Source organism: Daejeonella sp. H1SJ63, from assembly GCF_029360775.1.
Classification (GTDB): Bacteria; Bacteroidota; Bacteroidia; order Sphingobacteriales; family Sphingobacteriaceae; genus Daejeonella.
This window is the reverse complement of record NZ_JARKMZ010000028.1, coordinates 59,213-80,516: the sequence shown is the minus strand read 5'-3', so window position 1 is coordinate 80,516 and position 21,304 is coordinate 59,213. Positions and strand designations below refer to the sequence as shown.

Sequence of the window (21,304 nt, the reverse complement as noted above, 5' to 3'; positions counted from 1 at the left end):
GGTTTTGGCAAAATCATGATGGTTTCATCCTTAATAAAAGCTTATTTCGAACAAATTATAAAAAATAACAGTTTGAACAATAAAATCCCATGTTCATCCATAAAATTATAAACAAAAACCTGTTTCAGTTCTTATTTCCGGAATACCAGCAGGGGTACAGAGCTCTCCATAGAATAATCGGCAGTACTGCTTGAAAGAAACAGTTTCTCAAAAAAATTCTGATGCTGATTAGTAAACATAACCAGCACAGATGGTTTAATCTTACTTATGACCTGCTTCATATTTGCTACCAGATTCATTGAAATATCGATATTCTCCAGCCTGTAAGTAATATGTTCTTTCGAATACTTGCCTATAGCCTCTTCGATAATATTAGTGTTATTCTGAAAATCAGAAGGATAATTAAAGTGCAGCAATTCTGCCCGCCCCCCCAGTGGTTTTGAAAAAGCAAGAACAGTTTTTATTTCAGCATTCAGGTTGGCAAGATCAGATGCATACAAAACTGAACTGATTTTTTTTCTTCTGTATGTGGAAGGGACAGCAATGACAGGCACTTTGGAATGCATAATCAGGTTTGAAGTATTGGTACCAAAAAGCTTCTTTGCCTTACCGCTACCACTCCTGCTGATACATATAAAATCAAATTCATGATCATCAGCATATTTCATAATATTACTGTCAGTAATAAAGGAACTGCTGATTGCATAATGAATTTTTCCCGGGGCTACATTCATTGATTTATAGACGCTATTCACAAACTGTTCCAGCTTATTCCTGAACTTCAGTATCTCACTCTTCTCAAAGCTGCTGAAGGACTTATGCTCAGCTGTTGCAGACTGCACAATATGGCAGGAATGAAAAAAAGTCAATTCGCAGTTTTCCTGTTCAGACATCTGAACCGCAAATCGGATACCGGCTTTAGAATTTGCCGAAAAATCAGTGGTAACGAGGATCTTTTTCATATACTATTAGTGTATAAGGCGTATTCGTAAAATTATTTCAAACAATTATCAGAATACTGCTCAGTTTAATCATTATGAAAATCTAAGTTACGATTTTGGGAACAGAGGAATGTGATCTGTATCAGATAATATCATCATCTCAATAATTTTACTGCCCTTTATTTTTTGAAAATAATTAAGCATGAACAGAAATTTACAAAAGACAACATTTTTAAATAGTGATATCGCTTGAAATTCATTATTTTAACCAATCATCAGAACCAAACAATTAATTATTTTCAGTGTCAGCAAATCCATTTCCATTTTCTGGTTTAAGCAGCGATGAGGCTGAATTACGCAAAATCAGCAAAGAAAAATCAGGTGCTCAGCAAAGTGAGTTTGCAATTATTTTAAAAGAAACAGTACTGGAGCCCATATTTATTCTGCTCATTGTTTCTTCAGTAGTTTATTTTCTGCTGGGCGAGGTTTCTGAAGCAATATTTTTATTATCAGCGGTTACCCTGGTATCTGCCATTTCCTTCTTTCAAACGTATAGAAGCCGTAAAGCATTATCCTTACTTGAAGTTTTGACTGCTTCAAAAACAAAGGTCATTCGTGATGGAGGGGTCTGGGAAATTAACTCTGAAGACATAGTAAACGACGATCTTCTGATCTCTGAAGAAGGTTCAATACTTGCGGCAGACGGAATTATTATTCATTGTAATGATTTTGCAGTGAATGAATCTGTCCTGACCGGAGAGTCATTTTCAGTCAGCAAAAGTACAAGAGAAGGGCAAAACATTGTTTTTCAGGGCACCCTTGCGGTTTCGGGACTGGCGGTTTACAGAGTAACAGCAACGGGTTCAGAAAGCAGGGCAGCCAAACTTGCTGAACTTGCCAAAGACATCAAAACAGAAAAAGCCCCATTATACCTCCAGATCCTAAACTTTGTTAAGAAGATGACATTGGTGGGGCTAATATGTTTTTTGCTGGTTCTGGGAATCAATTATTATCAGACCCATGAATTCCTTAACAGTCTGCTGAGTGCACTTACCCTGGCAATGTCTATTCTTCCTGAAGAAATCCCGGTTGCCTTCACCACATTTATGGCGCTTGGAGCATGGAAATTAAGCAAAACGGGCATTTTAGTGAAAGGCCTGAACACCGTTGAAACGCTTGGTGCCGCAACAGTAATATGTATTGATAAAACCGGTACAATTACTGAAAACAAAATGGAGCTTGCCTCCATCTTTGATTTGAAAAACAGACAAACTTTCATTGCTCAGGATATCAAAGATCAAACCCGGCTGAATGAAGTTACATCTTATGGAATGTGGGCGAGTGAACCCGTGCCTTTCGACCCGATGGAGATAGCTCTTCATGAAACGTATGGAAGGCAGACATCTTTGGATGAGAGACCGGATTTTAAGATGATTCACGAGTATCCGCTTGACGGACAGCCTCCAATGATGACCCATATTTTTCAGAACAGTGCGGGGAAAAGAATCATTGCAGCCAAAGGTGCACCTGAGGCCCTTCTTGCTGTTTCAAAAGTGAGCCGGGAAGATCTGGAACTTATCCATCATCATATTCGTGAATTTGCCGGGAATGGTTTCAGAGTACTCGCAGTTGCAAAAGCTGAATTTGATGATGACTCATTTCCTGAAAAACAACAGGATTTTTCATTTATATTTTTAGGATTAATTGCGTTTTATGACCCTCCAAAGCACAATATTGAAGAAGTTTTCAAAAAATTCTATGACGCAGGCATATCCGTAAAAATCATCACCGGAGATAATGACCTCACCACTTCGGCAATTGCAAGGCAATGTGGTTTCAGAACCGGTGACAAATGTCTGGACGGTAAACAGCTGATTCAGATGAGCGATGAAGATCTGTTAGAGGCAACAGAGCATGTTAATATATTTACAAGGATGTTCCCGGAAGCCAAGCTCAGAATTATCAATATCCTGAAACAAAAGGGGCATGTAGTTGCCATGACCGGCGACGGGGTAAACGACAGTCTTGCCCTGAAATCTTCCCATATCGGGATTGCAATGGGAAAGCGGGGTTCTGAAGTTGCCCGGCAGGCATCTTCTCTGATTCTGATAGATGATGACCTTTCGCACATGGTAGAAGCAATAGCCATTGGCCGACGGATTTATGAAAATCTGAAAAAAGCAATTCAATACATTATATCAATACATATTCCGATCATATTAATCGTTACAATCCCTTTGCTACTGTTCTGGAAATACACCAATATTTTTTCCCCTGTCCATGTCATTTTCCTGGAGCTGATTATGGGACCAACATGCTCCATTATTTTTGAAAATGAACCTATCGAAGCCAATTCTATGAATAAACCTCCAAGAAAACTGAGTACTACTTTCTTTTCAATTAATGAGTTATCACTCAGCATCATTCAGGGTTTAATGATTACCGCAAGCTGTTTGTGGATGGGTTATTATTATATGCAGAGCAATCACAGTATCGAAGAAGTCAGGACTATAATTTATACCACACTGATTTTAAGCAATGTGTTTCTGACACTGAGTAACCGGTCTTTTTACTATTCTGTGCTCAAAACTATAAGCTATAAAAACAAGCTCATTCCACTGATACTTGGAGTCTCCATTTTGATTTTATTGCTATCGATTTACTATACTCCGCTTCAAACGATATTTCAGTTTGTACATCTGCCATTGGACGAATTATTTTATTGTTTAATGGCAGCATTTGCTGGTGTAATCTGGATAGAATTATTTAAATTTATAAAAAGAAGGACTGTATTAAGGGTTTAGCTCCTTCCGGCGATTTAGTGACAGGGATCACAGGATTTAATAACAACAGTCATTTCGAAAGAATGACTTAGCTCTCATTTTTGGAAGCATGAATAACCTAAGTACCCAAGCCGAACCTGATGCATTAACCCTGTGTTATCACTGCGGCAATGAATGCGATGAAGAGCAGTATCACTTTGAAGATAAAAACTTCTGCTGTATAGGATGTCAGAGTGTTTATAAGATTCTTTCCGAAAATCAACTTTGTAATTATTACGCTTACAACAATACCCCTGGAAAAACCCAGGATGAAGCAAGTTCCCATTACGATTATCTTGACGAACCAAAGATTGCCGCTTCGCTGCTGGATTATGCCGATGATTCAATTAGTATCATTACCCTTTATATTCCTGCCATTCATTGCAGCTCATGCCTCTGGCTGCTTGAGCATCTCTATAAAATCAACGCTTCAATCGTAAATTCAAGAATAGACTTCCTTAAAAAACAGGTTGTTATTACGTTCAAAAATAAAGAGATGTCGCTGCGCGAGCTGGTCATTATGCTAAGCTCTATCGGTTACGAACCTTTAATCAGCTTACAGGATGTGGTTAAAGAACAAAACAAAGTCTCTGACCGTGATCTGATAAAAAAAATTGCTGTAGCCGGATTTTGTTTTGGGAATGTGATGCTCCTGAGCTTCCCTGAATATTTTGGTCTTGCAACATTTGAACAACAGTTCAAATCATTCTTTGGCTGGCTGAATCTTGTTTTTGCACTACCTGTTGTTATTTACAGCGGACGCGACTATTTCATTTCTGCATGGAAAAATCTCAGAAATAAAGTATTAAATCTGGATTTCCCTCTGTCATTGGGTATTGCCATCATGTTCATCAGATCGCTTTATGAGATTGTTAGTGGAACAGGCGCCGGTTTTGTAGACACCCTTTGCGGACTGGTATTCTTTCTTCTAATCGGCAAATGGGTTCAGCAGCGTACTTATCATCACCTTTCATTTGAACGCGATTACCGTTCTTATTTTCCGGTTGCCGTAACTCTGATTAATGAAGAGGGTGAAAAGCCAATTCCTATGGATGAATTAAAGGTTGGCGACCGTATTCTGATCAGGAATAATGAAGTTATTCCTGCAGATACCATTCTGATGAAGGGCGATGCAGTGATTGATTTCAGCTTTGTGACCGGAGAGTCGGCGCCGGTTCAAAAAGTACTTGGCGAGGTGGTCTATGCCGGCGGCCGTCAGATTAATCAGGCCATAGAGCTTGAGGTAATTAAACCTGTATCGCAAAGCTACCTGACAAGCCTATGGAATAATGAGGCTTTTGAAAAGAAAAAGAAAAAGAAAATTGACACATTCAGTGATACTGTCAGCCGCTATTTCAGTATTGTACTGCTGATCGTTGCATTTGGTTCTGCAGGATACTGGATGTTCTCTGACACGGCTAAAGCCTGGCAGTCGTTCACTGCTGTGCTAATCATTGCCTGCCCCTGTGCACTTGCCCTTAGCTCGCCATTTACCCTTTCGGCAGTGCTGAGCATTTTCGACAAGAACAAATTTTATCTGAAGAACACGGCAGTAGTTGAGCAATTAGCCCGTATCAATACACTGGTTTTTGATAAAACCGGTACTATTACAGCACCTGAGGGCTTCAGAATCAGCTTTGAAGGCGATCTGAGTTATGAAGATCAATGCCTGATCAGCTCCGTTGCAAGAAATTCAGGACATCCGCTCAGCCGTGAACTCGTAAAGTGGATGAAGATCAGTGAATACTTCCCTGTTTCAGAGTATCAGGAAATTCCGGGTAAAGGAATCCAGGGAATGGTAAACAATAAGCTGGTAAAAATCGGAAGTGCTTCATTTTTGAATATAAAATCTGAGAAAAAAGATACCGGAACGGTTTATATACAAATTGCTGATCATTATGCCGGATATTTCAGTTTCAGACAAAAATGGCGTAATGGATTAAAAGAACTTTTCGCAACTCTTGGAGCTAAATTAAATATGCATTTATTATCCGGCGATCAGGACAGCGAAAAGGAGTTTCTTATCCCTTCATTCCCATGGGAGGAAAATATGCATTTCAAACAAAGCCCTCAGAATAAACTGGATTATATTCAGAAGCTTCAGCAGGATAAAAATAAAGTTATGATGCTTGGAGATGGCCTGAACGATGCAGGGGCATTAAAACAAAGTGATCTTGGAATTGCTGTAACAGACAATATCAATAATTTTTCGCCGGGTTGCGACGCAATTCTGGACGGCGCCGGATTTGAAAAACTTCCTCAATTTATCCATCAGGCAAAAGATGCAGTAAAGGTTATACACATGAGCTTCGGCATTTCACTGACTTATAATGTAGTAGGTTTATATTTTGCAGTTCAGGGATTATTATCGCCTCTTTTTGCAGCGATACTGATGCCATTGAGTACGGTTACAATAATTTCATTTACCAGTATTGCAACCCATTTGTTTGCAAGAAAAAACAAATTGATATGAATATCTTATATTTTCTTATTGGCTGCAGTGTGCTGCTGGCTCTGATCTTTTTAATGGCCTTTTTCTGGGCAATGAAAAATGGTCAGAATGATGATACCTATACCCCGGGAGTCAGAATATTATTTGATGATGATCTTCCGGAAAAACATGAAAAGTGACGAAGATCAGCTTTTTGAATAAGATATGTCACATCATTGTCACAGGAACAAAATTAGATTTACACCATAAATAAAAACGTACAGTATGCTTGAAAAATTCAATTATGACAACAAAATTGTAAGGAATTTCGCAATAGCCACCGTGGTTTGGGGGATTGTCGGAATGCTTGTCGGTCTGTTGGTAGCAATGCAACTCTTCAAACCGGAGATGAATCTGGGTAACCAGTATACCACTTTTGGCCGCATCCGTCCTTTGCATACCAATGCAGTAATTTTTGCATTTGTTGGAAACGGAATCTTCATGGGTGTGTATTACTCCCTTCAAAGGCTTTTAAAAGCACGAATGTTTAGTGATCTTCTCAGTAAGATACATTTCTGGGGATGGCAGCTAATCATCGTGTCGGCGGCTTTAACACTTCCTTTGGGTTTAACCACATCGCATGAGTATGCCGAACTTGAATGGCCTATTGATATAGCCATCACCCTGATTTGGGTTGTATTTGGTATTAACATGTTCGGAACAATCATTAAGCGACGTGAACGTCATATGTATGTAGCCATCTGGTTCTACATCGCCACATTCGTAACTGTAGCTGTTCTGCATATTGTTAACTCTTTCCAGCTTCCTATTTCAGCATTTAAGAGCTATTATTTATATGCCGGTGTTCAGGATGCGCTTGTGCAATGGTGGTATGGGCATAATGCAGTTGCATTCTTCCTGACAACCCCATATCTGGGAATGATGTATTACTTCCTTCCTAAAATGGCTCAACGTCCGGTTTACTCTTATAAATTGAGTATACTTCACTTCTGGTCGCTGATCTTTATTTATATCTGGGCAGGTCCTCACCACCTTCTATATTCTTCCCTTCCGGGATGGGCACAATCTTTAGGTGTAGCATTTTCTATCATGCTTATCGCACCAAGCTGGGGTGGTATGATCAATGGATTATTAACCCTGAGAGGTGCATGGGATAAGGTTCGTGAAGATACTATTCTGAAATTTATGGTTGTAGGTATTACCTCTTATGGTATGGCTACATTCGAAGGCCCTATGCTTTCTTTAAAGCAGGTTAATGCAATTGCTCACTTTACCGACTGGATAGTAGCACACGTACACGTAGGTGCACTTGGCTGGAATGGTTTCTTAACCTTTGCAATTCTGTACTGGCTGATTCCAAGAATATACAAAACCGAGATCTTCTCCAAGAAGCTGCTTGCATTCCACTTCTGGATAGGTACTTTAGGTATTCTTTTCTATGCCATACCTATGTATCTGTCAGGGTTTACTCAGGGTTTAATGTGGAAAGAATTCACACCTGACGGTATGCTAAGGTATCCTAACTTCCTGGAAACCACCCTGCAGTTATTACCAATGCATATGTTCAGAGCTATTGGCGGTACATTATACTTTGTTGGTGTAATTGTTATGGCCTATAACCTGATCAAAACAGCAGCAAGCGGGTCATTAGTTGAAGATGAGCCGGCAGAAGCAATGGCATTAGCCCCTGCATTTGTTCCCGGTTCTTCAGAAAACACCTGGCACCGTTCACTGGAGCGCAAACCAATGGCCTTCCTTATACTTTCATTGATTGTTATCCTCATTGGAGGAATGGTTGAAATGATGCCAACATTTATGATTTCATCCAATATCCCGACTATTGCAAGTGTAAAACCATATACTCCTCTTGAATTACAGGGCAGGGATCTTTATATCCGCGAGGGTTGTGTCAACTGTCACTCTCAAATGGTCAGACCATTCCGTTCAGAAACCGAACGCTATGGCGAGTACAGTAAAGCCGGAGAGTTTGTTTATGATCACCCATTCCTGTGGGGATCTAAACGTACCGGCCCGGATCTGCACCGTGAGGGTGGTAAGTACTCCAATGCATGGCAGTTTAACCACTTAATGGATCCAACTACCATGTCTCCGGGAAGTATCATGCCTCCATATCCATGGCTTATTGATCAGACACTTGATATTTCAACTACCCCTTCAAAGATCAATGCCATGCGCACTCTTGGAGTTCCGTACGAAGAAGGCTATGATCAGAAAGCCAATGATGACCTGAAAAAGCAGGCGGATGCAATCGCTGCTAATCTGGCGAAAGACAATATCAAAGTCAGCAGCGATAAAGAGATCATCGCAATCATAGCCTATCTGCAGCGTCTGGGTACTGATATCAAAGCAGGTGGAGCAGGAAATCAATAAGCACAGTAAGAATTATTTAAAACGAAAGATATGTTCAAACAATTTATAGATAAATCATTGGGCGCCGACGTCTATCTGATTACATCGCTGGGAATATTTATGGTGTTTTTCATCCTGGTTACTGTGATGTTGTTTACAATGAATAAAAAACACGTTAGCTATATGAGTGAGCTTCCATTAAATGATGATAAAGCATAGAATTATGAAACGTTTGATTTACACCCTCGCAATACTATTTGCTGTATCTCCTGTATGGGCTGCCGAAGCTGCAAAAGGAGGAAGTTCAGGTAATTTATATTCTGAAATAATAATCGTATTATTCCTGATTGTTATTCTGTTACTGATCGTTGCTATAGCACTTCTTAAGACTGTGCAGGTTATGGCTAAGGAAATCAAAAACCCTGGTATCCTGCCATCCGATGAGCCTGCCAGGATGCTGGAATACAGCGAATGGCAAACTAAAGAAAAAAACGGTCCGGGAATATGGGCTAAACTTTTAGGATTAAGGCCAATAGCTGAAGAAAAAGACATGATGCTGGAACATGATTTCGATGGCATCACTGAGCTCGACAACCCTACACCTGTTTGGTTTAATGCCATGTTCTATGGTACTATTCTATTTGCAGTTGTTTACCTTCTAAATTATCATGTTTTCAACTGGAGCCCGCTGCAGGATGAGGAATATGCTATAGAAATGAAATCGGCTGAAACTGACAAAGCAGCATTCCTTGCAAAAGCAGGAAACCTGATCGATGAAAACAGTGTGAAAGCCAGTACTGATGGAGCAGTGATAGCAGCAGGTAAGGCTGTATTTTCCCAGAACTGTATAGCCTGTCACGGGCAGCAGGGAGAGGGTACTGTTGGCCCGAATCTGACCGATGAATTCTGGCTGCATGGAGGGACTGTGAATGCGATCTTCAAAACCATTAAATATGGTGTGCCTGAAAAAGGGATGATTGCATGGGAGAAAACACTGACACCAAAACAAACTTCGGATGTATCTAACTATATCCTGTCTTTAAAAGGAACTAACCCTCCAAATCCAAAGGCACCGCAGGGGACAAAAATGTAAAAACCAATAAAAAACGGCTTCAGAATTCTGAAGCCGTTTTTTTATAAAGAGACTCCTTTTTTCCTCTTTCCGGAACTAACATAGTAGAGTATAAAGCCTGAAAAAATTGTAATCAGACCAAAAACAGAGAAAGCCCTCAGTAAAAAATTTCCGAAATTATCCCTCCCCTGATAGTCCATGGTATGCAGCATCCACATAAAATCAAAAATCCGCCATTTCTTATTCCTGATCTTTTGTACGGTACCCAGTTCTGCTGATACAAATACCGTTGATGCTGATGGATGCTTAAAACTTACCGCATAGGCCGGTAATGGATTTGATCTGTATTCATGATGTGAAGAAGTTTCATTCAGGAGCCTGACCTCAGCCACCCCGGCATTGCCTCTAAATGCAGAGCGTGCGATCTCAACAGCTTCCGACTCTTTAAGCGGCCCCCGTAACTGGCCATTCAGAGCATCAGCAAGCTGTACCTTAAAAGGCATTTTATCAGAGTGCCCTGCATGATTTATGCCCGAAGCCTGCCCCGGAAGATAATGAATTTGATAAAAAGCCCTTCCAAGGATATTGATCAAACGAATATCCTTCACAGAATCTACACCGGCTCCGGTATTTAATTTCAGAAGAACTTCTGAAGGACTTACAAATTGCTGACCTGCAGGGATCAATGGAACAGGATTCCTGTTAAGATCGCCATGAATATCATCCATATTGCTCCAACTGAAATAAATGCCACCAACAGTCCAGAATATAAATTGAATACCCAGAATTAAGCCAAGATAACGGTGTACTTTCCTGACTCTGTAGTGAAAGCTCTTTGCCATAGGTTCTTATTTTTCTGAAAATACTCTATTTTTCTGATTATCAGAATGAAGAACCTAAGAAAACAAATTGGCATTTAGAGGTTCAACATAATAGAAATGATCTGTACCAAGATTTTTGGCAGGAACTGCATAACAAAGCAAGAGTTGCCGTTAAAACAACTAAATGGTTGCTGTTTAATTTTTCATTGCAATTGAAGATGATCGATGTTTCTGAATGGCAAAGGCAGGATGCCATTTTCAGTTTATGAAAACATGACGAAAGGAAATGAAGAATAGTTACCCGGCAAACACACAAAAGCAATCAGGGACGACTACTTTTTATCAGCAATCATCATTTCTGCCAGGCTATCATCACGTTCATAAATATCTTTTCTGAAGTTGATCAGACCCTCCTGATCTACAAAGGCTGTAAAATATGCAACAAAAACAGGAGTACTTTCCTTCAATGTAATTGTCTTTTCTACGCCTGCATTCATTGCTTCATTGATTCTGGCATCATTCCAGTCCTTATCTTCCCTCAGGAGGAACTGTGCAAGTTTGAAAGGCTCACTTATGCGGATACAGCCATGGCTGAAGGCCCTGCTGGTTTCATTGAACAATGATTTTGCCGGGGTATCGTGAAGATAAATATTAAAACTATTGGGAAACAGAAACTTTACCAGACCCAATGAATTTGAAGGCCCGGGTTTTTGCCTGATCTCAGGCAGGCCGTCTCTGTATCCGGTAATCTCCATATTATGCTTTTCAAGATAGTTCCTGTGCTTTCGCATATCTTTAAGCAATTCATTTCGCACAATGCTTTGAGGAACATTCCAGTAAGGGCTGAATACTATATATTTTAACTGGCCGCTGAAAATAACTGTTTTATGAATAGATTTGCCAACCACTACATTACAATCCCATACAGATTTGCCGGCACTGTAAACATGAAGCTTAAATTCAGGGATATTTACAACAAGATAATCACCCTTCGGAGCTTCAGGAAGCCATCTGCTGCGTTCCATATTTACTATAATCTGTTTGATCCTTTGCCCGGCTGGCATATTCAGCTCCGTCATAGTAGCTTTACCTAACACCCCGTCATCTTTGAGTCCATGGCGTAACTGAAACTGTTTAACCGCATTTTCAAGATCAGCATCAAAATGGATATCTGTATTACGCGATTTCAAATCACCCAGTTGATATAGTCTTTGCTTGATCAGAACTATGTTTGATGAACTGTCGCCAAGTTTGTAGCCCTTATTACCCGACTTGATTTCAGTCCAATTACCGCTTTCTTCAAGATCACGATATTTTTTAAGATATGAACGCAAAGCATCGTATTGCCGGTTCACAGGAGCCTTGTTTTCCCTGATCTTTTCGGGACCACTTTCCAGAATATTATCCAGATACTGCTCAAAAGAAAGTCTTTTCCTTGGAAGATACCAGTCAACTTCCTGAGAATATTTTGGATCTAATCCTTCCCAAACTACATCTGCAAAAGCAAAATACTGAGCTGTGAGCATCAATTCCAGCTCCAGTTTGCTTTCTGAAGAACTTTTTTTATTCACTTTATCACTATAAATCAGTGAATCCAGAATGGCTGAATAAGGCAGGGAACCGGCAATTCCATCATACTTCAGGTTCATCACTCTTTCAACAAGATTAGATGCATGCTCAATCATGCCTCTTTTGTCGAACCATGCATAAGCCATTTTTCGATGGCTGTAAAATGTCCTGATGCTTTCAGCATATTTACTGAAGTCTGGGTACTTCTTAAGAAATTTATTGATTTCGAGGCTGTCGAAATTTGCTTTTGACTGGTCACTAAAGCTCCCGGCAATACTCCCGTTCCATACATAGCGTTCAAAATTCAACTGATACTCATCAGCAATTGAAAAACGCTGCCGGGTTTCCTGCCCCGATCCATAAAACGGAAGCAAAAACAGGCAAACCCCCAAAAACAAGCCTATGGAATATTTAAATTTCATATAGTTATTCAACAGCATAATCTATGCCAGATAAAGACTTAAACAATCAATTTGTCCGTTATTTTACAGCTGCCTGCGGCCTTAGTCCGATAATAAAATTAACTGTTACTTCATCATTGGTTTTCAGGGTACCCATCAAAGTTCTTTTAGGTGTGACCTGATATGTACTCAGTTTAAGATTTTGTGATCCGGTAAATACAATGGTACCATCATTGATCAAAGTAGCTACCAGATCCATTTTTACAAGCTGCGTAACACCGCCTATTGTCAAATTACCATTTGCCTTAACCTGATATTGAGCATTATCTTCCATCGGAGTGATCTCTGACTTCAAATGCTGAAATATAATCTTATCGAAAGGATAAACCTTTAGCGATTTATGTGCAATGCGATCCATGTAGGTATTCGGACTGCTGAGATTTTTAACGGCGACAGTAAAATGCAATGAATTTATAACCTTCAGCTGTCTTTTTATAAGAGTTATATTTGACTTACATTCTATACTGTCAGTCTTCAGTTTCCAATTATAATTATTGGTATATCCGCTTACTTCTACCTGTCCGGACTGATATACATAATGCTGCTGTTGTCCAAAAACTAAAGTAAGCGGCATCATTAAACATATAAACATCAATACCCTCATCTGAGCAGTAAAACTTAATCTGAATAATATACCCTTTACAATTTTCATCATTCCATTATTTTCGACGATTCAGCACTATTCCTTCCATTTAAAGCGGGACTCAAATAGCCATCTGAATGGTTTTATCTCTGATTCATGCTTTAAACCATGACGTTTTATACTATTTTCCCTGATGAGTTCAACTGCTTCTTCTATTGAATCAGTTACCAGAAACAGATTCATATCAGATTCCGAGATTGCGCCAACCTCTTTCATCATTTCAGTGTGCTCAACCAGTTTTTTATGAAAGTCTTTACAAAATATAATCACCGGAAAATTTGCAATTTTCCTGGTTTGAATAAGTGTTATAGCCTCAAAATACTCATCGAGAGTACCAAATCCACCCGGCATCACAACAAAGGCAAATGAATACTTTACCAACAGCACCTTACGAACAAAGAAATGCTTTATCTCTACCCATCTGTCAAGATAGGGGTTGTGATGCTGTTCATGAGGAAGTTCTATATTACAGCCAACAGAGCGTCCACCAACATCCTTTGCACCACGATTAGCCGCTTCCATAATCCCCGGACCACCGCCTGTCATGATTGTAAAACCCAGCTTTGCAAATTCTGCAGATGCTTTTCTTGTCAGCTTATAATATTCATGATCTTCATTAAATCGTGCTGAGCCAAATACAGTAATGCAGGGACCAATAAAATGCAGGGCTCTGAACCCCTTAATAAACTGAGTAAGAGTAGATACCGTAAAAAAGAATTCCTTACTTCTGGATTGTGGTCCGCTAAGAAATTTAATTTCAGATTTAGTCATAATTGTTCTTTAAGTGAATTTTAAATTGCTCAGGTCTTACCTGAAGAATATAAAGTTCATCTGTCAGGCCGTTTCTGACCCACTCCAGACTAATCTGATTATTGTAATAATTCTCCAGAATGATACCCCAATTAGCAATAGTAAGGATTTCTTCGTCATTTAAAACAAACTTTCGGCACAGATCAATGGGTGTATTAATAATTTCTCCCTCTTCAGATTTATCATAGCCCATCATCAGATTCTTTTTACCTGTTTTTTTCAGAATAATCGATTTGCCGCCATGAGCTAAATTAGGTTTATATACGATACATTCATCCGGCTCATGAAGCGTTCTTTGTCCGATTCCCCAAACACCTGAAATATGTACTACATCAGGGAAACCGCTTTCAGGATCGGCAGTATATGCCAATCCCGAACTGACATTAAATGAATCAGGAATCAGCTGAACTCCAACTGAAATAGTACTTAAACTACTAAAATATTCTTCTTTCAATGTAATGTCTGAATAAAGGGAGGCAAAACACCTTTGAACAGACTCAATCAAGTGTTTCTCGTCCCTGATATTCCAAATGGTATCTTGCCTGTTCTTAAGCCACAAATTTAATGAATCAGGATTCAGCAAACTGCTTCGCATAACAAGACCAGAACCTGGGTCCAGATCCCGATATTCTTTGATAATACTATCATAAATATCAGCAGGCATTTGAGCTCCAATAATAAGCTCCTGAGCTTTTATAACAGTTTCATAAATAGATTCAGGATTATTTCTGTCAAGATTTTTAATTAATTTTTCAAGAATCCCCTCAAGCTTATTATATCCGATAAAATGCCTGAACGTGCCTGCAGTTATCGCAAAACCATCCGGAACTTTAATATCCTGAAATTGGGAATGATTAAAAATATCCCCCAGAATAGAATTTAATACCCCAACTTCTACCGCATCCGCAACAGAAATGTCTTTGTATTTAATTACATAATCATTCATATTCCGGAAATTATTTTGCAACTGAATCAAACTAATTGAATGAATCTATATAAATTTATAAAAGGATATTCTTACTACACGAAAATGAGATGATTTAATTCTTTTTTTAGTGATGCCTGTTATCAATTATTATGATCTATATCATACTATAAAAGTTATTATATCTCAATTTTTACACCATTGATTAGTGACGAAACTACCTCTGTTTTAAACTTAAAAAGAGGATTTCTTAAATAATTACACATAACATAATGGCTGAAGCAAATAACTTCCGTGATCACCTTCCTTCAATCAGTGACACCGGAAATAAAAGGAAGTGGATATACCCTCAAATTATAAAAGGAAAACTTTTCAGGTACAGGGATAAATTCAGCTATGCCCTGCTTATTCTTCTGTTCAGCGGACCATTTATAAAATTAAACGGGGAACAACTGATCCTTCTTAATGTAATTGAACGAAAATTTGTTTTCTTCGGCGTTATCTTCTGGCCACAGGATTTTTATCTTTTTGTACTGGCGATTTTAACTTTTATGGTTTTCATCGTCATGTTTACAGCAATTTTCGGGCGTGTATGGTGCGGATGGGCCTGCCCTCAAACCATTTTTATGGAAATGGTTTTCAGGAAAGTTGAAAACCTGATTGAAGGAGATTATATTCAGCAGCAAAAACTTGATGCTTCTCCTCTAAGCGCTGAAAAAGTATTAAAAAAGACTGCTAAACATACTATCTTCCTGCTAATCTCCTTTTTGATATCCAATATCTTTTTAGCCTATATCATCGGATCTGATGAACTGATCAAGATCATGACAGAGCCTGTTGGCAATCATGTTACAGGTTTTGTATCAATCTGGATTTTTACATTGGTATTCTATATAGTCTTTTCTTACATCCGCGAACTCGTTTGCACTGTAATTTGTCCGTATGGCCGCTTACAGGGTGTACTTCTTGATAACCAGAGTATCATTGTTGCCTATGATTACGAAAGAGGTGAACCAAGAGGCAAAGTCCAGAAAAACACCAGTCAGGAACACCTTGGCGATTGTATAGACTGCAAACTTTGTGTACACGTTTGTCCTACCGGGATTGACATTCGCAATGGTACTCAGCTTGAATGTGTAAACTGCACCGCATGTATAGACGCATGTGACATGGTTATGGAAAAAATTCACAGGCCAAGCAGACTGATCGGCTTTATGTCTGAAGATCAGATTAAAACAAAATCAGCATTTAAACTGAGCAGAAAAGTATATGCTTATTCTGTGGTACTCTTAATTCTGGTTACGGTATTAAGCTTCTTACTAATCAGCCGCACAAATATTGAAACCACTATTCTCAGAGCTGGAGGAACCTTATACCAGCAAAGGGAAAATGGCACTGTCAGTAATTTATACAATGCAGAGTTTGTTAACAAAACATCAGGCGACATTGAATTTGAGATGAAATCAGATGACCCTGAAACCAGAATCGAATATATTCATAAAGAGAATCTGATCAAAAAAGGAGGTATCATAAAACTTACTTTCTTTGTAATCAGACCGCTAAAAAGCATCAAAAAATACAAATCTGAGATAGAAATCCAGGTATATTCCAAAGGAAAACTGATCGAAGAGATTAATACCAATTTTATAGCACCACCAAACTTATAAAATGAACTGGGGAACAAAACTTGTACTGGGAATGGTCACTTTCATGACTTTCATCATTACTCTTGTAGTACTAATGATGCGAAGCGATTCGGATGATCTTGTAGACCAGAATTATTATCAGAAAGGAATTGAATACGATAAAGATTATATCCGGAAAAGCAGGGTCAATGTGGATAAAGCCGAACCGGAAATCAGTGTTGGTCAAAGCCTGAAAATAACATTCAAAAATCCGGCGAAGGGAAATATCCGCTTTTTACATCCTTCAGATCAAACTAAAGACAGAGTCGTTAGTATGGATTCGGGAATGGGAAATACAGCAGACATTCCATTGAACGAATTTACAGGAGGTCATTGGAAAGTAATGCTGGAATGGGAAAGTTCAGGCAAAGGTTACATGTTTGAAAAGGATATTATAATCCGGTAGATTTTGTATCAGAAGGGTATTATTTAAAGTAATGAGTTATAACGAGCTGGCATTCTTCACCGGATTATTCGGAAGCATCCATTGCATAGGCATGTGCGGCCCCTTAGCATTTGCCGTTCCCAGCTTTCACAAACAGGCCTGGATGATCGTTTTTGACAAACTGATCTATAACCTTGGCAGGACTATGACCTATACCCTGCTTGGGCTGATCATTGGTTTGGCCGGCAGACAGTTATGGCTTGCAGGAATGCAGCAAAGTATCAGCATTTTAACCGGTGTATTTATAGTTTTAGCAGCAAGTTCCAGAATTTTAAAATTATCCATTGGTAAACGCGACTGGCTGTCGGGACTTGTACAACCATTTAACAAAGTACTTACCTACGCACTTCAGCATAAGGCGGGTCATTTAATTACAGGTATTCTGAACGGATTTTTACCCTGTGGATTTGTATATCTTGCTCTGGCAGGTGCTTTAAATACTGGCAACGTACTATCCTCAGCACAATATATGTTCTGGTTTGGAATTGGAACACTTCCGCTGATGATGATTGCGATGGTAAGTACAGGCTTCGCCGGACCGGTAGTTCGAAGACGCATTAACAAGCTTATTCCTTATGCTATGCTTTGCCTTGGAGCCTGGTTCATCCTGAGAGGCATGAATCTGGATATTCCTTATTTGAGTCCGCCCAAAATGGATAATGGGGTCGAAGTTTGTTCCCTCATCCAATCAAAAAATACAAGATTTTGCTAAATTAACAATCAGGCTCAGCTTGAACCGGCCGGCTATCCGGCCATACTGAATAACTGTGTTTCAGGTTGTTCAGCCCACAGACGGGCATCAAGAGCCATACAGATATTTCTCAGAAAACGTTTACCGAGAGGTGTTACAGTCAGGCTGTTTAATCCAATTTCGCAAAGTCCATCTTCTTCCAGAGTCCTTGCCCGTTCAATTCCTGCTTGCAGCGACTCATTTAATGGTTCTGAAGCATCCCACTCCGTTTTGCCTTTACACATCAGATTCAGAATATGTTTGCGGATCAATAAATCTTCCCCGGTAAGCTGATGGCCTTTAAAAACCGGTATCTGACCTTTACCCACCAAATCGAGATATTCTTCTACTTTCTTCACATTCTGAGCAAATGCAAACCAGCTGTCACTGATCGAAGATACTCCCAAACCGATCATCAGTTGAGTATACTGATGGGTATATCCCATGAAATTACGATGTAGCTTTCCTGATTGCTCGGCCAGATAAAGACTATCAGTATTCAGAGCAAAATGATCCATCCCGATTTCTTCATAACCCATGGAGGTAAACATTTCACGACCAAGTTCATATAATCTCTGCTTTTCTGCTACTGAAGGAAGATCATCCTCTGTAAAACTTCTCTGCCCTGGTTTTATCCATGGAACATGCGCATAACTGTAAAATGCAATGCGGTCAGGCATTAGTTTCCCAACCTGTAGAATAGTCTCACTCAGGCCCTCATAAGTTTGTAAAGGCAAACCATAAATCAGATCAAAATTAATCGAGCTATAGCCAATTTCACGTGCCTTTTCGGTAACATGTTTTACCTGTTCAAAACTTTGAATACGGTTAATGATCTTCTGTACTTTAAGATCAAAATCCTGTATGCCCAAACTTAAACGCCTGAAACCAAGATCAAAAAGAGTTTGCAGATGATCATCACTTGTATTATTGGGATGAGCTTCAAAGCTAAATTCGGCATCAGGATGAAGCACTGAATCTGCCATTAAACCATTTATAAGAAGCTTAAGATTATGAGGGGCGAAAAATGTCGGAGTTCCTCCCCCAAGATGAATTTCCCTGATAATTGGCTTCTCAGCAAATACCTGAAGATATAATTTCCACTCTTTAAGAACGGCATGAATATATGGATCTTCAACCTGATGATTCCTGGTTATTCTGGTATTGCAGCCACAATAAGTGCAAAGACTTTCGCAAAAAGGTAAATGAACATATAAACTTATCCCATTACCGGCATTACTTTGTTTGAAGGAAAACGCAACTGATTCTTTCCACTTTTCTATATCCGGAGCAGCTGCATCCCAGTAAGGAACAGTAGGATAACTGGTGTAACGGGGAGCTGCAACATGGTATTTATCTATTAGCTGCTGTATTTTCATAATAACATATTCTATATCAGGCTTTCAGAGAACTCTTCTGGCAGCCATCTGCACATGCACAGGCCTTACCGGAGCATTTTCCGGCTTGCCAGTTATCCAGATTTTTAATAGTCAGATTAGCTACTTCCTGCAAACCTTCCTTTGTCAGAAAGGCCTGATGAGGAGAAATGATTACATTCGGGAAAGACAATAATTCTTCCATCATCGGATGATCTTTAACTCCATCTTTCCTTCGATCCTCAAAAAATAAGCCTCTTTCAAATTCATAGCCATCTAAAGCGAGATAGCCAATTTTTCCATTCCTCAGGGATCTGAGCAAATCAACTGTATTGATCAGTTTACCGCTGCAGGTATTGATCAGCATAACACCCCGCTTCATTTTTGAAAGACTTTGCTGATTAATAATATTCCTGCTCTCATTATTAAGTGGAATATGCAAAGAAATTAGATCAGACTCTTCAAATATTCCATCCAGGCTTTTCTCTTCAACACCATGAAGATGAGCCGGGAATTTAAGATCGTTCCCAAGCACTCTGCAACCCATTGCTTTATAAATAGCTGCAACTGACTGCCCTATATTTCCAAGTCCTATGATACCAACTGTCTTACCAAAAAAATTGAAACCCACATGCTGGTCAACCCTAAAATCAAATTCCCGGCTGCTGTTTACAGTCGGGACAATTTTACGGTTCAAAGAAAGTGCAAGCAAAACCGAATATTCAGCAACTGCCTCAGCAGAAAAAGAAGGAACATTGGCCAGTTTAATATTTCTTAAACCCGCTGCCTCCCTGTTAATATGGTCAACCGCCACTGAACGGGTAGTAATATACCTGATTCCCAAATCAGCGAGTTTTTCAATCACTTCAGCAGAAACGTCATCATTGATACTAACCACAACCGCATCTTTACCTTCGGCATACAATGCCGTCTCCAGACTTAACGGATTGGAAATCAGCGTAATGTCGTGTTGCTTTTGATTCGCACGAACCAGAAACTCCTTTTCAAATTCTTTTATATTGTACGCAACAACCTTCATTACTTCATAATATGACCCAAAAATAGCTTTAGGGTAAGCTATAGGTAATGAGTCATATCATAAAGAAAAATGATCTTTATCAGTTTTTCATTTTCAGAAGCTTGTTCATCGCAAGAATCTGGATCACACTACCCTTCTTTTCGATGATCCCCTCATCCTTAAAATCACTTAGCGTACGACTCACTGTTTCAGTTGCCATACCGGCCATAGAAGCCAGATCTTCACGTGAAATTTTTATCTGAGATTCAGCATCCCCCAGCGAATTTTGTTGTTTGGAAAGCCTGACCAGAATTTCAGCCATGCGTTTTCTTACAGAATGGTAAGCCAGCTGCAGTAATTGCTCCTCTTTCTCGATCAGATTACTTGAAAGCACCTTAATAAATTTCTGGCCTATATCAGTATAATTATCCAGTAACTGTTTAACAGTATCTTTTGGGAGTAAACAGATGGTGGTATCTTCAACCGCTTCTGCCGTTTCATTGTAGTGCTCACCTGAAAGCATAGCCTGAATACCTAAATAATCGTCGGGGCCGTACATTCCTGTTACCAGTTCCCTGCCGTCCTCATTTAGTTTAATGGCTTTCACCCTACCGCTAAGGATCAGATAAATTCCTGAAATTACATCACCTTCATAATAGATAATCTGCTTTTTTCTTACCTGTTTTACCTTACGGTCTGATATAATCTTTTGCAACTCCTCCATACCCTGATTCTGGTTGGCAAGTAACTTCAAACCCTCGAATGACTTACTATAAAAAGCCTCCTGCTTTTCCTTTTTCTGAAATCTTGATTCTATGGTATTCAATAACTCCATATCATCAAAAGGCTTGGTGAGATAATCATCGGCACCCATTTCCATACCCTTTCGCATATCAGTTCTTTCAGCTTTTGCAGTTAAGAATATAAATGGAATATTGGCTGTTTGCTGATTTTTTGATAGAAGATACAAAACTCCGTAGCCATCCAGTTCAGGCATCATAATATCACAAAGGATCATATCAGGCAATTGCTGCTGCGCAATTTCAACACCAATTTTACCATTCTCGGCCTGCAGCACATCATAGCCTGCAAGTTCCAGAATTTCTATTGAGCTTTCCCTGATATCTTCATTATCTTCTATAATTAGGATCTTCTTCTTCATTG

Annotated in this window: 18 protein-coding genes; 9 read left to right on the top strand and 9 right to left on the bottom strand. The window is 39.3% G+C overall.

Annotation, left to right across the window (positions count from 1 at the left end; translation table 11 throughout):
- Window positions 1-131 precede the first annotated feature (131 nt).
- Window positions 132-962: a universal stress protein gene (locus P2W72_RS08230; RefSeq protein ID WP_276360746.1), complete on the bottom strand. Its 831-nt coding sequence runs from the start codon at window positions 960-962 to the stop codon at window positions 132-134.
- Window positions 963-1,243: 281 nt separating this feature from the next.
- On the opposite strand from P2W72_RS08230, the gene P2W72_RS08225 reads away from it, so the two are divergent.
- The 6 genes from P2W72_RS08225 to P2W72_RS08200 all read left to right on the top strand — a co-directional run bounded on the left by P2W72_RS08225 (window position 1,244) and on the right by P2W72_RS08200 (window position 9,678).
- On the top strand, window positions 1,244-3,745 hold the full coding sequence (locus P2W72_RS08225; protein ID WP_276360744.1) for a cation-translocating P-type ATPase: 2,502 nt from the start codon (window positions 1,244-1,246) through the stop codon (window positions 3,743-3,745).
- A gap of 88 nt (window positions 3,746-3,833) precedes the next feature.
- The gene (locus P2W72_RS08220) at window positions 3,834-6,236 is read left to right on the top strand and encodes a heavy metal translocating P-type ATPase metal-binding domain-containing protein (RefSeq protein WP_276360741.1); all 2,403 of its coding nucleotides are present in this window, start codon (window positions 3,834-3,836) and stop codon (window positions 6,234-6,236) included.
- Window positions 6,233-6,394 (top strand): cbb3-type cytochrome oxidase assembly protein CcoS, encoded by a 162-nt coding sequence (gene ccoS, locus P2W72_RS08215; protein ID WP_276360739.1) that lies wholly within the window; start codon window positions 6,233-6,235, stop codon window positions 6,392-6,394. The genes P2W72_RS08220 and ccoS overlap by 4 nt, the downstream gene beginning before the upstream one ends.
- Window positions 6,395-6,479: 85 nt before the next feature.
- Window positions 6,480-8,606 (top strand): cytochrome-c oxidase, cbb3-type subunit I, encoded by a 2,127-nt coding sequence (gene ccoN / locus P2W72_RS08210; RefSeq protein ID WP_276360737.1) that lies wholly within the window; start codon window positions 6,480-6,482, stop codon window positions 8,604-8,606.
- A 30-nt stretch (window positions 8,607-8,636) separates the two neighbouring features.
- On the top strand, window positions 8,637-8,804 hold the full coding sequence (locus P2W72_RS08205) for a hypothetical protein (protein WP_276360734.1): 168 nt from the start codon (window positions 8,637-8,639) through the stop codon (window positions 8,802-8,804).
- A 4-nt stretch (window positions 8,805-8,808) separates the two neighbouring features.
- Window positions 8,809-9,678, top strand: a complete 870-nt coding sequence (locus P2W72_RS08200; protein WP_276360732.1) for a cbb3-type cytochrome c oxidase N-terminal domain-containing protein — start codon at window positions 8,809-8,811, stop codon at window positions 9,676-9,678.
- A gap of 41 nt (window positions 9,679-9,719) precedes the next feature.
- Here P2W72_RS08200 and P2W72_RS08195 read toward each other — a convergent pair whose 3' ends face one another.
- From P2W72_RS08195 to P2W72_RS08175, 5 genes are all read right to left on the bottom strand, one after another.
- Complete coding sequence (locus P2W72_RS08195) at window positions 9,720-10,499, bottom strand: PepSY domain-containing protein (RefSeq protein ID WP_276360730.1); 780 nt, start codon at window positions 10,497-10,499, stop codon at window positions 9,720-9,722.
- Window positions 10,500-10,810: 311 nt separating this feature from the next.
- A complete protein-coding gene (locus P2W72_RS08190; protein WP_276360727.1) occupies window positions 10,811-12,469 on the bottom strand; it encodes a L,D-transpeptidase family protein in 1,659 nt (552 codons plus the stop codon).
- A gap of 58 nt (window positions 12,470-12,527) precedes the next feature.
- Window positions 12,528-13,163 (bottom strand): YceI family protein, encoded by a 636-nt coding sequence (locus P2W72_RS08185; RefSeq protein WP_276360725.1) that lies wholly within the window; start codon window positions 13,161-13,163, stop codon window positions 12,528-12,530.
- Window positions 13,164-13,187: 24 nt separating this feature from the next.
- Window positions 13,188-13,922 carry a TIGR00730 family Rossman fold protein gene (locus tag P2W72_RS08180; protein WP_276360722.1) on the bottom strand — a complete coding sequence of 245 codons (735 nt, stop codon included), beginning with the start codon at window positions 13,920-13,922 and terminating at the stop codon, window positions 13,188-13,190.
- Window positions 13,915-14,907 carry a PEP/pyruvate-binding domain-containing protein gene (locus P2W72_RS08175; protein WP_276360720.1) on the bottom strand — a complete coding sequence of 331 codons (993 nt, stop codon included), beginning with the start codon at window positions 14,905-14,907 and terminating at the stop codon, window positions 13,915-13,917. The genes P2W72_RS08180 and P2W72_RS08175 overlap by 8 nt, the downstream gene beginning before the upstream one ends.
- Window positions 14,908-15,158: 251 nt before the next feature.
- Here P2W72_RS08175 and ccoG point away from each other — a divergent pair, with 251 nt between their 5' ends.
- Genes ccoG through P2W72_RS08160 form a run of 3 tightly spaced genes read left to right on the top strand, consistent with a single transcriptional unit; the run spans window position 15,159 to window position 17,728 of the window.
- Window positions 15,159-16,553, top strand: coding sequence for a cytochrome c oxidase accessory protein CcoG (ccoG, locus tag P2W72_RS08170; RefSeq protein WP_276360717.1), 1,395 nt, complete (start codon window positions 15,159-15,161; stop codon window positions 16,551-16,553).
- Window position 16,554: 1 nt separating this feature from the next.
- Window positions 16,555-16,977, top strand: a complete 423-nt coding sequence (locus tag P2W72_RS08165) for a FixH family protein (protein WP_276360712.1) — start codon at window positions 16,555-16,557, stop codon at window positions 16,975-16,977.
- 31 nt (window positions 16,978-17,008) lie between these two features.
- The gene (locus P2W72_RS08160; protein WP_276360709.1) at window positions 17,009-17,728 is read left to right on the top strand and encodes a sulfite exporter TauE/SafE family protein; all 720 of its coding nucleotides are present in this window, start codon (window positions 17,009-17,011) and stop codon (window positions 17,726-17,728) included.
- Window positions 17,729-17,760: 32 nt separating this feature from the next.
- On the opposite strand, the gene hemN is transcribed toward P2W72_RS08160, so the two are convergent.
- The 3 genes from hemN to P2W72_RS08145 form a co-directional block, all read right to left on the bottom strand.
- Window positions 17,761-19,125 carry an oxygen-independent coproporphyrinogen III oxidase gene (hemN, locus tag P2W72_RS08155; RefSeq protein ID WP_276360706.1) on the bottom strand — a complete coding sequence of 455 codons (1,365 nt, stop codon included), beginning with the start codon at window positions 19,123-19,125 and terminating at the stop codon, window positions 17,761-17,763.
- Window positions 19,126-19,141: 16 nt separating this feature from the next.
- Window positions 19,142-20,161: an NAD(P)-dependent oxidoreductase gene (locus P2W72_RS08150; protein WP_276360703.1), complete on the bottom strand. Its 1,020-nt coding sequence runs from the start codon at window positions 20,159-20,161 to the stop codon at window positions 19,142-19,144.
- 79 nt (window positions 20,162-20,240) lie between these two features.
- Window positions 20,241-21,302, bottom strand: coding sequence for a response regulator (locus P2W72_RS08145; protein ID WP_276360700.1), 1,062 nt, complete (start codon window positions 21,300-21,302; stop codon window positions 20,241-20,243).
- Window positions 21,303-21,304: the final 2 nt, after the last annotated feature.

Bases quoted from the DNA above. Each gene is read 5' to 3' on its own strand.
- P2W72_RS08230 (WP_276360746.1), bottom strand. From the start codon at position 962: ATGAAAAAGATCCTCGTTACCACTGATTTTTCGGCAAATTCTAAAGCC.
- P2W72_RS08220 (WP_276360741.1), top strand. From the start codon at position 3,834: ATGAATAACCTAAGTACCCAAGCCGAACCTGATGCATTAACCCTGTGT.
- ccoS (WP_276360739.1), top strand. From the start codon at position 6,233: ATGAATATCTTATATTTTCTTATTGGCTGCAGTGTGCTGCTGGCTCTG.
- ccoN (WP_276360737.1), top strand. From the start codon at position 6,480: ATGCTTGAAAAATTCAATTATGACAACAAAATTGTAAGGAATTTCGCA.
- P2W72_RS08205 (WP_276360734.1), top strand. From the start codon at position 8,637: ATGTTCAAACAATTTATAGATAAATCATTGGGCGCCGACGTCTATCTG.
- P2W72_RS08200 (WP_276360732.1), top strand. From the start codon at position 8,809: ATGAAACGTTTGATTTACACCCTCGCAATACTATTTGCTGTATCTCCT.
- P2W72_RS08195 (WP_276360730.1), bottom strand. From the start codon at position 10,499: ATGGCAAAGAGCTTTCACTACAGAGTCAGGAAAGTACACCGTTATCTT.
- P2W72_RS08190 (WP_276360727.1), bottom strand. From the start codon at position 12,469: ATGAAATTTAAATATTCCATAGGCTTGTTTTTGGGGGTTTGCCTGTTT.
- P2W72_RS08185 (WP_276360725.1), bottom strand. From the start codon at position 13,163: ATGATGAAAATTGTAAAGGGTATATTATTCAGATTAAGTTTTACTGCT.
- P2W72_RS08180 (WP_276360722.1), bottom strand. From the start codon at position 13,922: ATGACTAAATCTGAAATTAAATTTCTTAGCGGACCACAATCCAGAAGT.
- P2W72_RS08175 (WP_276360720.1), bottom strand. From the start codon at position 14,907: ATGAATGATTATGTAATTAAATACAAAGACATTTCTGTTGCGGATGCG.
- ccoG (WP_276360717.1), top strand. From the start codon at position 15,159: ATGGCTGAAGCAAATAACTTCCGTGATCACCTTCCTTCAATCAGTGAC.
- P2W72_RS08165 (WP_276360712.1), top strand. From the start codon at position 16,555: ATGAACTGGGGAACAAAACTTGTACTGGGAATGGTCACTTTCATGACT.
- P2W72_RS08160 (WP_276360709.1), top strand. From the start codon at position 17,009: ATGAGTTATAACGAGCTGGCATTCTTCACCGGATTATTCGGAAGCATC.
- hemN (WP_276360706.1), bottom strand. From the start codon at position 19,125: ATGAAAATACAGCAGCTAATAGATAAATACCATGTTGCAGCTCCCCGT.
- P2W72_RS08150 (WP_276360703.1), bottom strand. From the start codon at position 20,161: ATGAAGGTTGTTGCGTACAATATAAAAGAATTTGAAAAGGAGTTTCTG.
- P2W72_RS08145 (WP_276360700.1), bottom strand. From the start codon at position 21,302: ATGAAGAAGAAGATCCTAATTATAGAAGATAATGAAGATATCAGGGAA.